Annotated in this window: 12 protein-coding genes; 6 read left to right on the top strand and 6 right to left on the bottom strand. The window is 60.9% G+C overall.

Going from position 1 to position 13,195, the window contains the following annotated elements; genetic code table 11:
- Positions 1-73: 73 nt before the first annotated feature.
- A complete protein-coding gene (locus ASR47_RS11755; protein ID WP_171898933.1) occupies positions 74-388 on the bottom strand; it encodes a DUF4148 domain-containing protein in 315 nt (104 codons plus the stop codon).
- Between the two features lie 253 nt (positions 389-641).
- Between ASR47_RS11755 and ASR47_RS11750 the strand changes: the two genes are divergently transcribed.
- Both ASR47_RS11750 and ASR47_RS11745 read left to right on the top strand, forming a co-directional pair.
- A complete protein-coding gene (locus ASR47_RS11750) occupies positions 642-959 on the top strand; it encodes a hypothetical protein (protein ID WP_065307972.1) in 318 nt (105 codons plus the stop codon).
- 42 nt (positions 960-1,001) lie between these two features.
- Entirely contained in the window at positions 1,002-1,316 is a 315-nt protein-coding gene (locus tag ASR47_RS11745; RefSeq protein WP_082988882.1) for a hypothetical protein, read from the top strand.
- Between the two features lie 44 nt (positions 1,317-1,360).
- Here the strand turns inward: ASR47_RS11745 and mgrA are convergent, their stop codons facing one another.
- The gene (gene mgrA / locus ASR47_RS11740) at positions 1,361-2,401 is read right to left on the bottom strand and encodes an L-glyceraldehyde 3-phosphate reductase (RefSeq protein ID WP_065307971.1); all 1,041 of its coding nucleotides are present in this window, start codon (positions 2,399-2,401) and stop codon (positions 1,361-1,363) included.
- 106 nt (positions 2,402-2,507) lie between these two features.
- Between mgrA and ASR47_RS11735 the strand changes: the two genes are divergently transcribed.
- Positions 2,508-4,046 (top strand): CYTH and CHAD domain-containing protein, encoded by a 1,539-nt coding sequence (locus ASR47_RS11735; RefSeq protein WP_065308160.1) that lies wholly within the window; start codon positions 2,508-2,510, stop codon positions 4,044-4,046.
- 13 nt (positions 4,047-4,059) lie between these two features.
- Here ASR47_RS11735 and ASR47_RS11730 read toward each other — a convergent pair whose 3' ends face one another.
- From ASR47_RS11730 to ASR47_RS11720, 3 genes are all read right to left on the bottom strand, one after another.
- A complete protein-coding gene (locus tag ASR47_RS11730; RefSeq protein ID WP_065307970.1) occupies positions 4,060-4,434 on the bottom strand; it encodes a lysozyme inhibitor LprI family protein in 375 nt (124 codons plus the stop codon).
- Positions 4,435-4,532: 98 nt separating this feature from the next.
- Entirely contained in the window at positions 4,533-7,523 is a 2,991-nt protein-coding gene (locus ASR47_RS11725) for a sensor histidine kinase (RefSeq protein WP_065307969.1), read from the bottom strand.
- Positions 7,524-7,701: 178 nt separating this feature from the next.
- Complete coding sequence (locus tag ASR47_RS11720) at positions 7,702-9,948, bottom strand: hypothetical protein (protein ID WP_150127772.1); 2,247 nt, start codon at positions 9,946-9,948, stop codon at positions 7,702-7,704.
- Between the two features lie 223 nt (positions 9,949-10,171).
- Between ASR47_RS11720 and ASR47_RS11715 the strand changes: the two genes are divergently transcribed.
- From ASR47_RS11715 to ASR47_RS26470, 3 genes are all read left to right on the top strand, one after another.
- A complete protein-coding gene (locus ASR47_RS11715) occupies positions 10,172-10,462 on the top strand; it encodes a hypothetical protein (RefSeq protein WP_065307967.1) in 291 nt (96 codons plus the stop codon).
- A gap of 294 nt (positions 10,463-10,756) precedes the next feature.
- Entirely contained in the window at positions 10,757-11,224 is a 468-nt protein-coding gene (locus tag ASR47_RS11710) for a helix-turn-helix domain-containing protein (RefSeq protein WP_065307966.1), read from the top strand.
- 8 nt (positions 11,225-11,232) lie between these two features.
- Entirely contained in the window at positions 11,233-11,757 is a 525-nt protein-coding gene (locus ASR47_RS26470) for an IS630 family transposase (protein ID WP_245714335.1), read from the top strand.
- 4 nt (positions 11,758-11,761) lie between these two features.
- Here ASR47_RS26470 and ASR47_RS11700 read toward each other — a convergent pair whose 3' ends face one another.
- The gene (locus tag ASR47_RS11700) at positions 11,762-12,793 is read right to left on the bottom strand and encodes a hypothetical protein (protein ID WP_065307964.1); all 1,032 of its coding nucleotides are present in this window, start codon (positions 12,791-12,793) and stop codon (positions 11,762-11,764) included.
- Between the last annotated feature and the right edge of the window lie 402 nt (positions 12,794-13,195).

Genomic DNA, 13,195 nt, shown 5'->3' with positions numbered 1-13,195 from the left:
CAGGAGTGGCCTGGGTCTGCTGCGCCGCAACCGGTTACTGCTGGGTTACCGCCACATCCCGGCTGACCGGTTTTTATTTGACGACATGGTGACGGGTCTGCGCGATATCGAAATCGGCTTCCGTCTGCGGGATCTGGCCAGCCTTGCGGGCGGCGTAGAACTCGTTCATGACCTGTTCGCGCGTCACGCTGCTGGCGGCGGTGGCAGGGGGGGCCGGATAGGTTTCGGCGCTGGTGGCGATGTCGCCGGCGTTGCGGGCGCGGATATAGTCGGCCGTGACGTCGGTGCGCGTCAGTTGCGCCTTGTTGGCGGCTGGCGCCGTGCTCTGGGCAAACGCCGACGAGGCGGCGAGAGCGAGCAATGCTGCTGCGAGTGATTTGGCTTGCATGATGAACTCCTGTTTGGGCATGGCTGGATGGATGGGCCGGATCGCCACGTACCGGTCGGCTCGGCGGCAGGGCGCGTTTGGCGCCTTGCCGCCGATGAAACATGTTTCTGGATCAGAAGCGTGCTTACTTGAATGAACTATAGCAATGAATAGTACATTTGTGAAGTATTATCTTCAAATATGGTGTATTGCAGCCGTGCGACGTTTTTGCAAAGGGTGGAGTACAGTAATATTTTATTAACAGGAGAACAGCATGAGCGCAAGCAGCCTCGATCCAGACAACCTGCCCGGCCTGCCGGACCGCGTGCTTGGCACGGGCCATGGCAAGGGCGCACTGGGTCCCAGTGACAATTCCGACAGCGGCAGCGATGTGCAGGGCATCCCCGGCCAGGACCAGGACAGCCTCGACAGCGACAGCGACGCCGCCGGTACCGGCGAGCGGGCCGGTGTCGAGCCTGAAAACGCGGCGGCCGACGGCGGCGATATCGATGTCGACCATGTGGAACGCATGGTGCCCGATCGCGCCGTGGACGAGGTCGAAGGCGAAGAAGACCCCGACCGTCCTGACTGAGCGTAAAATGGCGGCTAGCCCGTTCACCAGAAAGCCGCAGCGATGACGCAAGACAAGCAAGAGAAACAGAAAACCTTGATGTCGATGTACCGCGAGACGCGGCCGCGCGAGTTTGTCGGCGAAAAAAGCACCACCAACCACCTGGCGTGGAGCTTGCTGATTGTCCTGATGGCGCTGGCCTTCTGGCTGGCGCTGGCGCTGGCGGCGGCCGAGAACCAGCGTTACGCCCTGCAGACCAAAGCCTGCCAGGACCACGTGTTTCCCACTGAAATCGACATGGCTTGCCTGCAACAGGTGAAATCGCGCGAGCACTGGTGGCAGCATGTGGGGCATGCGCTGGTGCATATGGGAACGTAAAAATGGGCGCCGATCAGGCGCCCATTTGTTACCGCTTCACTGCCTTATTTCGCCTTCGACGGCCCTTCCCACAGATTGATATGGCCTTCGCGCGCCTGCACATCGATGGCGCGCAGTTCTTCTGCCGTAAAGCCCAGTTGCCGCAGCGCCGCCACGTTTTCGCGGATCTGCGCGCTGCTGCTCGCGCCGATCAGGGTGGTGGTCACGCGCGGGTCGCGCAGCACCCAGGCCAGCGCCATCTGCGCCAGGCTCTGTCCGCGGGCGGCGGCGATCTGGTTCAGGCCGCGCACCCGGGCCAGGTTTTCCACGCTCAGGTGTTCTTTGGTCATCGAGCCGCCGCCGGGGCGGTTGATGCGCGCATCCTGCGGCACGCCATCGAGGTATTTGTCGCTCAACAAGCCTTGCGCCAGCGCCGTGAAGGTGATGCAGCCCATGCCTTCCTGTTCCAGCGTGTCGAGCAGGCCGTCGTCCTCGATCCAGCGGTTGAGCATGTTGTACGAGGGCTGGTGAATCAGACACGGCACTTTCCAGCCGCGCAGCAGGGCCGCCGCTTCGGCCGTCTTTTGCGGCGAATACGACGACAGGCCCACGTACAGCGCCTTGCCCTGCTGCACGGCCGTGGCCAGCGCGCCCATGGTTTCTTCGAGCGGCGTGTCGGCGTCGAAACGGTGCGAATAAAAGATGTCGACATAGTCCAGGCCCATGCGCTTCAAGCTCTGGTCCAGGCTGGCCAGCACGTATTTGCGCGAGCCGCCGCCCTGGCCGTAAGGGCCGGGCCACATGTCCCAGCCAGCCTTGGTGGAAATGATCAGCTCATCGCGGTAGGGTAAAAAATCGTCGCGCAGCAGCTTGCCGAAATTGCTTTCCGCGCTGCCATACGGCGGTCCGTAATTGTTGGCCAGGTCGAAATGGGTAATGCCCAGGTCGAAGGCCGTGCGCAGCATGTCGCGCTGGACGTCGAGGCTGGTGCTGTCGCCGAAGTTGTGCCACAGGCCCAGCGACAGCAGCGGCAGTTTCAGTCCGCTGCGCCCGCAGGTGCGATATTGCATCTGTTCATAACGATTCTCGGCGGCGTGATAGGTCATGGTGTCTCCTCTGGTGGTGAAGCGCTTATTCTCGCGCAAATCCGGCAACCGTGCGCAGGCGTCCCCAGCCTTACAATGATTGTTTTTCCTGCACACGGAGCAGACCATGGAAGTCGAACTGAAACTGCTGCTCGATCCCCGGCACGCCGCACGGCTGCGCGAGCATCCTTTGCTGGCGCGGCAGCCAAGCGAGGCGCCGGTGCTGCTGGCCATGCATGACATCTATGTCGATACGCCGGACCTGCAGCTGTGCCGCCACCAGGCCGGCCTGCGCGTGCGCCAGGTTGACGCTGCATGGGTGCAGACCCTGAAAGCGGGCGGCAGCGTGCGCGGCGGCCTGCACAGCCGCCATGAGTGGGAGAGCGAGGTCGATGGACCGCAGGTGCGGCTCGATGCGCTCGACGCGCAGATCAAGGGCAAGCAGCCGGTGCGCGCGCTGCTGCGCCGCAAGGCCATCCGAGGCAATCTGCAGACCGTGTTCAGCACGCGCATCGAACGGCTGGTGTGGCAACTGGCCACGCCGCAGGGCGATCTGGTCGAATGCGTGCTGGACCAGGGCCTGATCGAGAGCGGCGAGAACAGCGTGCCGGTCAGCGAGGTCGAACTGGAACTGAAGGCGGGCCGGCCGGCCGCACTGTTCGACATTGCGCTGGCGCTGCTGCGGGAGGTGCCGCTGTGGATAGGCCAGGCCAGCAAGGCCGAACGCGGCTATCGCCTCGCTGCCGGCTTGCCGGTGAACGCCGTCAAGGCGCGGCCCTTGCACCTTGGCGGCAAGCTGTCGGTGCAGCGGGGCTTCCAGGCCATCGCCGCCAATTGCCTGGAACAGATCAGCGCCAACCAGGACGGCGTGGCAGGCAGCGAGGATGTGGAAAGCCTGCACCAGATGCGCGTCGGTCTGCGCCGGCTGCGCTCGGCCTTCTCGCTGTTCAAGCCGCTGCTGGCCTTGCCCGAAGACTTGCAAGCCGATCTCGACTGGCTGGCCGGCACGCTGGGCGCCGCGCGCGACTGGGATGTGCTGGTCAATGACACGCTGGCGCCGTGCCAGGGCGACGTCGATGCCAGCATGCTGGCGCCCTTGATCGAGGCGGCGCGCGGGCAGGCGCGCGCGGCCCACGCGCAGGCGGCCGAAGCGCTGGCCGATGTGCGCTACACGCGGCTGCTGCTGCAACTGCAGCGCTGGCTGCTCACGTGTGGCTGGCGCGAAGGCGCCACGCCACGCCAGCGCCGGGCCCTGGAGCAACCCTTGCCGCGCTTTGCAAGGCAGGCCTTGCGCCAGCGCCAGCGCCGCCTGCGCAAGCGCGGCAAGCTGCTGTTGACGGGCACGCCGGAGCAGCGCCACGCGATACGCATCGCCGCCAAGAAGGCGCGCTACGCGGCCGAATTCTTTGCCTCCCTGTTCAGCGACGGCAAGGTGCGCGCCTATGTCAAACCGTTGTCGGGCTTGCAGGATGTGCTCGGTGGTTTGAATGACTTGCAGGTGGCCGATGGCTTGCTGCGGCAGCTGGCCGACAGGCAAGCTGCGCTGCAGGAACCCGCGTCGTTCGTGCGCGGCTATCTGGCGGCGCGCGCGCAAGAACGGCTGGGCGACGCCCAAGGCATGCGGCGCGCCTGGCGGCGCTTCAGGGCGGCGCGCCTGCCAGGCTGAGTTTGTTGCAAGGTTATTGCAGCTTGCTGTTCTGGCAGCCCGAGCTCGTGCATTCGCGGTAGCGGTCCTGCAAAAATTGTGCGCGCTTGATGGTGGTGTGGGTGGCGCAATCGAGGTTCACATAAAAACCCGAGCTGTCTTTTTTCGAGCAGCTCTGGTTGCGCTCGCTGATCCACGACAGCTGGCTTGACTTCAGGCTCTGCTTGCCGTTGGCGTCGAGCCTGGCGGCCAGCTTCTTGTAGTTGTCGTTCAGTTCCTTGTCCGCTTCCTGGTACACCTTGTTCAGGCAATACAGGCCGTCGAAATCGTTGCGCGGCGTATCGCAGGCTGAATTGGCGAAGGCGGAGCCGGAGGCGCACAGCAGCACGGCAAGCATGAATTTTTTCATGGTGGTCTTTCAATAAGTGGGACGAAGGCGGTGGTTGAAACGGCATTCTGGCCATCCTACAATAATCCCTGCCGCCGCCGTGTACGCTTGACCAGCCTTCAATAGGCCAGCCGGCCCGGCACGTTCACTTCGATCTGCGTGCCGGCGCCGGGCCGGCTGGTGATGCTCAGGCTAGCCTCGATGCTGGCGGCGCGCTCGCGCATGCCGACCAGGCCCCAGTGGCCGGGCCGTCCCGCTTGCGCCACCGCGTCATCGAGGCCGCAGCCGTCATCGTGCACGCGCAGAATAAAGGCCTGCTCGGCGTAGTCCAGTTCCAGCACGATATGCGCCGCGTCGGCATAGCGCGAGGCGTTGAACAGCGCTTCGCGCGCGATCGCATAGATTTCATCGTGCACGCAGGGCTGCAGGCGGCGGCACACGCCGCTCACGCGCACCTCGAACGCATGGGCGCGGTGCTCGGCCAGGCCCTTGCCGAACTGCTGCAATGCCAGGCGCAGTTCATCGGGCGGGGCGACGGCGCGCAGATCCATGATCTGGTCGCGCCCTTCGATCAGCAGCTGGTCGGCCAGGTTCAAGGTACCATCGAGGCGCGCCCGTTCGCGCGTGCCCTGCGGCAGCATGTGCGCGTGCGCGTGAAATGACAGGATCAGCCCCTGCACGCTTTGCAGCAGGGTGTCGTGCAGCGAGCGGGCGATGCGCGAGCGTTCGGCCAGGCGTTCCTGCAAGCGCTCGTGCAGCCGCGCGTGCATGCTGCGCTTGAGGCTGCGGATGCGCAGCACATAGCCGCCATACAGCAGCAGCGCGCCGGCCAGCGCCAGCAGCAGCTTGAACCACGCCGTCTGCACGAAGGTGGGCGCGATCGCGATGTCCATCCGCGCGCCCTGCGTGTTCCACACGCCGTCTTCATTGGCGGCCAGCACCTCGAAGCGGTAGCTGCCTGGCCCCAGGTTGGTGTAATACGCCTCGCGCCGTCCCACCGCTTCCTGCCAGCCGGCGTCCACCCCGGTGAGCCGGTAGCGCAGGCGCACGCGCTCGGGCATGGACAGGCTCAGCGCCGTAAAACCGATCTGCAGGTTCTTGCTGCCCTGCGGCAGCGACAACGGCTGGCCGGCCTGCGCCGTCCAGGGTTTGCCATCGGCCAGCACGCTGTGGATCTGCACGGGCGGCGGCAAGGCGTTGCGGCGGATATGGGCCGGGTCGAGCATGGCGATGGTGGCGGCGGTGGCAAACCACAGCTTGCCGTCGGGCGCGCGGATCATCGAGGGCAGGGGACGCAGCTGTGCGGCATGGCCCTGCAGGCCGTCGAGCGCGTCGAATCGTTCGAACTCCACCGGCCTGGCGGTGTCGGCCAGCCAGCTTGCCAGGCTGCTGGCGGTGATGTGATAGATGCCGTCCGCGCCATGCAGCCACAGGTCGCCATCGGGCAGGCGCAGCATGCCCGACACGCCGCGAAAGGTGTCGTCCTGGCGCCCGCGCAAGGGAAGGAAACGGCCGGCGCGGTACAGCGCCACACCGTGCTCGCCGCCGGCCCACATGCTGCCGCCATCGCGGTACAGCTGCAGCACGGCGCCCAACTGCAGGCCGTCGCGCGCACCCAGCTGCTTGACGGCGCCGTCGTGCTGGTCCTGTTTGACCAGGCTGATGGTATTGTCGGCGTGGCCCAGCCAGACCGTGCCCTGCCCATCCATCGCCATGGCCGTGGTCAGCACCGTGGGCAGGCCGGACAAGCCGCCATCCCTGATCCAGCTCCCGCTGGTGCGGCGAAACAGTCCGCCGCCCGAAAACGCGGCCCACAGGTCGCCCGCGCGGTCCTGCTGCAGCGCCTGCGGATCGAGGCCGGCCACGCCAGGGGGCAGCGCCACCGCCGTAAACACGCCATCGGCGGCGCGGTGATGCAGGCCCAGCTCATTGCCCAGCCATAAGCTGCCATCGGGCGCCCAGTGGCTGGCCGCCAGATGCCCCTTCAATTCGACCTTTTTCACGCCATCGGCCGTGAAGCTGCGGATGTCGCCCGCGTAGTCGCCGATCCACACATCGCCGTCCGGTCCCGGCAGCATGCCCGGATGGTCGAACGGTTCGGCCACCGGCAAGGTCTTGAGACGGTTCGGCCGCAGGCGGTCCAGCCCGGCCGAAGTGCCGAACCACAGGTTGCCTTCGCGGTCCTGGAAGCTCGATTGCGGCAGCGGGCCGCTGATGCCGTTCTGCCGCGTCAGCCGCTGCGCCGGCAGGACAGGCCCGCCGGGCACGAACTTGCGCTCGATGCCGTCCGCGCTGAACAGCCACATGGTGCCGTCGCGGTCGAAACGCATGCCGTTGCCGATGGCGTCGGGCTGCAACGGCCCCTTGCCCGGCGGCTCGCTGGTGCGCACGCGGTAGTAATGGTTCTCGTTGTCGACCGCCCAGATGGCGCCGTCGGGCGCTTCGGCCATGCTGACGAGCATGGTGCGCGGCCAGGCGTGTGAAAAACGCGCCTGGCCCGGCTTGCGGAAAAACACGCCATACATGGTGCCCATCCACTGCGTGCCGTCGCGCCCGAACAGCACCTGGTAGACGCGCCGCGTCGGCAGCCCGACGTTCTCGCCTTGGGCCTCGAAGCGCTCCGCCCCCGGCGCCAGCCGCGCCGCGCCGTCGCGCGTGCCGACCCAGATGGCGCCGTCGGGCGCCCGCTCGATATGCAGCACGGCTCCTGTCGGCAGTCCTTCGGCCGCGCCGTAGTTGCGCGCGCCGTCCGGGCGAAACACCGTCACGCCGCCGAGCCGGTAGCCGATCCAGATGGCGCCGTCCGGCGCGATCGCCAGCCCCAGCACATTCGACGAGGGCAGCCGGTGCCCATACACGCTGTCGGTGCGCTCGAAATGCACGCCATCGTAGCGGTACAAGCCGGTGGCGGTGGCGATCCACAGCCAGCCATCTTTACCTTGGGCAAACTTCAGCACATCAACCGGCGCCCCCTGCACTGCGCCCCAGGCGCTATGGCTGTAGTCGGACAGCAGCGGCGCCGGCGCCGGTGCGGGGGCACCCGCCGCGCACAGATGGAGCGCCGCCAGGGAAACGGCAAGCAGCAGGACACGCGGCAGGCGAGGGAGCATGGATGAAAGTGCGCGTGAGCGGCGGTTGAGATGGGAGACGATTATAGACGAGCCATCCGCGCGAAAACGACCACGGCGGTATCGCCGTGCCGACAAGTGCTACCGGTGACCGTCCTTCAACTTGGCCCCTGATTGTCGACGCGGCGTCGCGTGATGTGACATGCATCCGCCCAACTGCTCAACTGCTCGATTGCTGGTACAGGTAATCCAGATAGCCGGTGTGTGCGTTCGCTTCCTGTATCAAACGAGCCACTTCGCTGGAGACCGCCGCCGGATCCCATTGCCAGCTGCCCTGATCAGGATCGATCAGTCCGCCAAAATAGTTGTCTTCGCTGGCAGGACACAGCCCCACCGTTACTCCCGCCTGCGTGCTGATCAGTCCCTTGCGCACCAGGTCCAGCCAGACCAGCGGCAGAAAGCCATTGGGCATGGCCACCTCCACTTCGCTGATCGAGTTGCCGTCAAAGGTGAGGTCGCCGTCCTGCTTCATGAGATATCCAGCGAACCAGAGGCCGAACAGCACGATCTGCGCATTGAGCCATGTGTCAGGATCCTGCAACTGGTGCATGCCAAACCATGGTGTTTTGCCGAGTTCGGCCTTGCTCATGCCGTTGAGCAATGTCTTGGCATGGTTGAAGTGGCTCGATGCAAGGTTCGGCTGTTCGAGGAAGGTGTAACAGTCGAACAAGTCGAGGTGCAGTTGCACGATCAGTACGGTATCGGCGCTGTTTGCCAGTTGCTGTTGCAGTTGATCGCATACAGCCTTGCGCATGTCCACATCCCGATGCTGCGCCCAGCTGACCAGAAGGCACCGGCGCCAGCTGTTCAATCCCTCGCCGCCAAGCTGCAGGAACTGGCGCTCGACCGCCCCAGCCATGGACTGCATGATCGCATTCATGGCGCGCATGCTGGCGCTGCGGACATCATTCATGCGGAAGAGATGAATGCCGACCGCCAGCGATGCGATGCGCTCTTCCAGTTCTTGCCTGGTGGGCGGGGCTTCGCTCAGTACTTGCGCCGCAAGCTCATCAAAGGTACCTTCCATCCATTGCGGCGGCATCGGATGAAACAGCGCGCAATACGAGAGGCGTGCCCGATTCATCTGCCGTTGTTGCGCCGCCATATCCGGCTCCGAGCTATAAGCATAGAGAGATTGAATTCGCGCCACTTCATCGGTAAAGTTCTTCGGAAAATATTGCCCGGCCCCGGCGATCGTGGCGAGCATTTTCTCGCGTTCGGCTGCACTCATTACCTTGCCCAGCACCTCCCATTCGTCCCACTGGCGAATCTCGAGTTCGGATTGCTGCTTGTCTGGCAATGCCAGGAAAGAGTCGAGCAGGATCGCCGATCCTATATCAACGCGCATCGGCAGGCGCCATGAATCGCCGTTGGTAATGGCGTTGTCGGCTCTGATCAGCGCCGGGCCGATGAAACGAAATCCCACGTAGTCCGATGCGCCACTGATGTTTGCCGTTGCCAGCCCACCACCAACGATGATATCGCGCACCTGCTTGTAATCGGCTCGCAGTGCATCATCCTCTGACCAGCGCACGATACTCTGGACCATGCGCTCAAGACGAGTGCGTACCATATTCTCCGCACTCAACTGATAAGCCCTGACAATGAAACGGTCGGCTGCGGCCTGATAGTCGCGTGACAGGAAAGAGTCAATGAAATCCGTCCCGGCAGGCGCATGCGGGAAAGGGGCGGCAAGATCAGCGCTTCCCTGTGCAGCCGAGGGGCGGCCATAGAACTGCCAGCCGATGGTGTCGAACGGTGCACGCCACTGCGGGTCGAGTTTGATATTGGCTGCCTGGACAGCGATGGTCGCATCACGATAATCCTGCAGCGCCGTACGCAGCATGACAAGCCCATCTTCCATCTTGCCCTTTTCCTTGGTGATGCGAAGCACCGCCATTTCCCGTGTATCGCCTGCCGCAGGCAGTACGGAAAGTGCGCGCTCGACCTGGGCCATCAGGATGAAGGCGGTATTGTTAATATCACGCAGAGAGGTGGCAAACCGTCCCAGGATGACATTGCGTTGTTCGACGCGGTCGCGAAAGTTTTTTCCGATTTCGTAGGCATTGAACAGGTTCGACTGCCGTTCGCTTTGCCGCGCCAGCAAAATCGCGTAAAGGGAACCGGCGACGGCGACCGGTACGCCAAACAGGATCTGCAGGAAGCCGCTGTAGGACTGGCTGTCGAACGCCCCTTCGCCATCGGACGTTGGCATGAATGACGTGCCACCCAAAGCTTCATAGGCCACCGGCGCCCAGGCCAGCAGGGACGCCGTCAGGAACAGGATGGAGATCGAGGCCAGCAAATACAACCAGCCGTCATGTTCCGATTTTCGAAATATCCATACCACGGCGAAAGGTACGGCTGCCAGGCCCAACAACAATAGCGACAGTGACGCAGGTGACATGGACGAGGTTCCTCTATTTTGATTGAATGAAAAATGTTATGAAGTTTGTATTGATTATAATGCTAAATTGCAACAAAAATCCAAAATTGGCTTGCTGAAACAGCGCGCAAGGCGTGCAATACGCAGGTCGGTATCGGGCCAGCAAAGTGTGGTGCCTGCATCGCTGATCGAGGCAGCGTGCCAGAAGCTAAAATATCAGAATATCAAGTCAAGGAAACAAAACATGTCACTGTTCTGGACCATATGGGCAGGCGTTGTCGTCGGCCTTCTGTTGCTGGCAAGCCTGATCGAAATCAGCGGCGCGCGCAGCGGCTTCCAAGGCGCGAACGGCTTCATCCTGTTTACCAGCGGCTACCTGACCGTCTTGAGCAGCCCCGTTCTGTTTATCGTCACCTGGATCTGGGCCGATTTGTTGACGGCTTTTATCGTCTGGGGCATCGGCGCCGCAGTGTATGCAGCATTGTTCATGGGCATGGTGAAGGTGATTGAGCGGATGACGCGCAAGGATTCATAGCGGTGCGGAGGGAATGGGTGCGGAGGGGTTGTTCAGAGCCCGGATAATTCCTGAACTAGCGAAGCATCCGGTCTCTATTTGTTTGTACTAACAAGCCATGATAGTAGCGAACAAGTCAATAGCCAGTGGCATTGGACCTCAAGATACCCAATTCCACCGTTGATCTATCTACCACCGTGTACTAAAAAACGTTAGCCCGGACAATGATGTCCGTCCAACTTTTTTCGTCATGCTAAGTAATTCGTCAATTTTTGCTGTCAAAGCCTGATAGGCAATGATGCAGGAGTTGATGTGATGAAACTACTGATACTACAACAGGCTGAACAGCAAACATTGCGCGACATGGGTGTTTTTCATCCGCACCCCCGTGTACGGATACGTGCCCAAGCGATCGTTCGATTGAGCCAGGGACTGACTTTGCAGCAAACCGCGAACGAATTCCATGTTCATCTGAACAGCATTGAAGCATGGCGGCAACGCTGGAACAAGCAAGGGCTGATGGGTCTTTATGAAGGCCGTCATACCGGCCGCAAACGCAAGTGGACGGCCGAACAGCAAGAAGCACTACGGGCATTGGCGCAAGCCGATGGGGGCAGCGCCAACAGTCTGCTACGGACCCTGGCGCAAACGGAAGGCTTGCCAGCCATTAGCCAGGAAACGGCAAGACGATATCTGCACGAGATGCAGTTCAGCTACAAGCGCTACCGCTACAGTCTAAAAAAAAGCATCCACCGGAAGCTTTCGGCAAGGCTGCACGGATAATCGGCGAGTTGGATCAACAGGCTTGTGCCGGACAGTGCGAACTGCTGTTTTATGACGAGTCCGGTTTCAGCCCGAATCCGCCGATTCAGTCGGGCTGGTCGCCGATTGGACAGACGCGTGGAGTGGAACCGCTGTCACATGGCGAGCGCGTGAATGTTATGGGTGCGCTAAGCCATGACCACAAGCTGCACTGGCGAACGCAACGTCGGCCGACAGTACGCGACGACGTGATCGCTTTCTTCGACGAACTCGCGGCACAAAAACATAGCGTGCCGCGCATTGTCGTACTGGACAATGCGTCATTTCACAAGGGGCCGCAGATTGAGAAATGCCGACGAAAATGGATGGCGCAGGGGCTGTTTCTATATTACTTGCCCCCTTACAGCCCGGAGCTGAATCGCATCGAGATCCTGTGGAAACAGGCCAAGTATTTCTGGCGCCGTTTTGCCGGGCTGAAAGGAAGTGAATTGCTGAGCGAGGTGGAATCCCTGATGAACGGTTTCGGAACTGCATTCACAATAAATTTCGTCTGACTACTTAGACAGCTGGAAGACCACACTCCGCACGCCACTCGTTCATCATCTCATTGTTTACAGGCGATTCTTCCCCCATTCCCTTACGGAAGTCCTTGAGCTTGACCTGATAGCAGGTTTCTTTTGAGCTACCGGGTTGTTGAACAGGATTTGGTATCGGATGCGCAGCCTCCGGTTTAGGTGCATTCAACTGCCCAAGAACGACACCACCTGGAATATCCAGCGCATAACGCACATGGTCGTCGCCACGGTAGTGGAGCAAATCACGCATCGTTAAGCCCCAGTTCGTGTTCAAGCTGATTGTGGCCCCATCTTGTTTTTGAAGCTTAACACCAGACCAAGCCGGAAAAACTTCTTCACCCTTGACACTCCATTGAAAAACTTCAGTGGCCTTGACGACACCGCCGTAGCTTTTCTCTATCCTGGCAAGGGCATTTTTTTCGTCTTCCTGAAATCGCTCCTTTTCCCGCTGTAAGCTGGCAAGATTTTCTTCCATGTTGGCTTTTGCATCGAGCAGGGACTGCTCAGTCCGCTCCGCTGAAAATTTAGCACTTGCTACGGCTCCCATTTCGTTCCGGACTGCGGCACGGCGCATAGCGCGCACAGGATCGTTATCCCCGTTTTCTTTATCGGCCTGGGCCTCTTGGGCTTGAGCCTGAGCTAGTTTTTCCTGCAATTCCACGACTCTTTTTTCCAAAAATGCAGGGTGCTGCTTGGCCTCTTCGATACGTTGATCCATCGCTTGGTAATAATTTTGAAATTCACTGCGGATTTCTTTGATTTGCCATGCGCGCTTGGCGGCCAGTAGTTCGGCACCGTTCTTCAGGACGCACAGATACTCCACAGCCTCCCGGTTGGCATTGTCCTTGAACGTGCGCCACTCTGAGGTCTCGCAGGTCGCTCTGTTAGACAATGCTGTTTCATACGTATGAGTTTGATCTTGCGGAACCGTCATTTTTTTAACGATACTGACTTCTGAACTGTCACATCCAGTGAGAAGCACACTCGTGATCAAAGCCACGAGTCTAAATTGCATATTTTTTTTCATATTTTTAGATGTTGGTTAAATTAAAATATCTGCCCAGGTCCAATATGCAAGCGCGGCGATCATCTCATAAACAACAAGCTTGATGGTTGCATAATTTTTTCTAAACGCCAAACTGAACAATCAGGTTCATTTCCGTGCTAGTTAGCGAAAAGAGTAGGTAAACGTTCCTTGACTGGTCATTAAGACAACCTCTTTGACTTTGCACGTATGGGCAAAAATTTTGACGCCGTCACCAAACTTGAAGGTGAGCGGCAGGGGGTAGATGTTTAGATATGGGTGATCATATTCCCACTCGCAGCCTGCCATTTTTCAGGGCTAGGTTGCTTTTGAGTACACTGTTGAATTCTGTCACCCAACTACCAGCGCCATGAGCCAAGCCCTTCACAGCCA

Origin of the sequence: Janthinobacterium psychrotolerans (assembly GCF_001677885.1) — a bacterium.
GTDB lineage: Bacteria > Pseudomonadota > Gammaproteobacteria > Burkholderiales > Burkholderiaceae_D > Janthinobacterium > Janthinobacterium psychrotolerans.
This window is presented reverse-complemented; position numbering and strand designations above follow the sequence as displayed.

Coding starts and splice junctions, on each gene's coding strand:
- ASR47_RS11755 (WP_171898933.1), bottom strand. CDS start 388: ATGCAAGCCAAATCACTCGCAGCAGCATTGCTCGCTCTCGCCGCCTCG.
- ASR47_RS11750 (WP_065307972.1), top strand. CDS start 642: ATGAGCGCAAGCAGCCTCGATCCAGACAACCTGCCCGGCCTGCCGGAC.
- ASR47_RS11745 (WP_082988882.1), top strand. CDS start 1,002: ATGACGCAAGACAAGCAAGAGAAACAGAAAACCTTGATGTCGATGTAC.
- mgrA (WP_065307971.1), bottom strand. CDS start 2,401: ATGACCTATCACGCCGCCGAGAATCGTTATGAACAGATGCAATATCGC.
- ASR47_RS11735 (WP_065308160.1), top strand. CDS start 2,508: ATGGAAGTCGAACTGAAACTGCTGCTCGATCCCCGGCACGCCGCACGG.
- ASR47_RS11730 (WP_065307970.1), bottom strand. CDS start 4,434: ATGAAAAAATTCATGCTTGCCGTGCTGCTGTGCGCCTCCGGCTCCGCC.
- ASR47_RS11725 (WP_065307969.1), bottom strand. CDS start 7,523: ATGCTCCCTCGCCTGCCGCGTGTCCTGCTGCTTGCCGTTTCCCTGGCG.
- ASR47_RS11720 (WP_150127772.1), bottom strand. CDS start 9,948: ATGTCACCTGCGTCACTGTCGCTATTGTTGTTGGGCCTGGCAGCCGTA.
- ASR47_RS11715 (WP_065307967.1), top strand. CDS start 10,172: ATGTCACTGTTCTGGACCATATGGGCAGGCGTTGTCGTCGGCCTTCTG.
- ASR47_RS11710 (WP_065307966.1), top strand. CDS start 10,757: ATGAAACTACTGATACTACAACAGGCTGAACAGCAAACATTGCGCGAC.
- ASR47_RS11700 (WP_065307964.1), bottom strand. CDS start 12,793: ATGCAATTTAGACTCGTGGCTTTGATCACGAGTGTGCTTCTCACTGGA.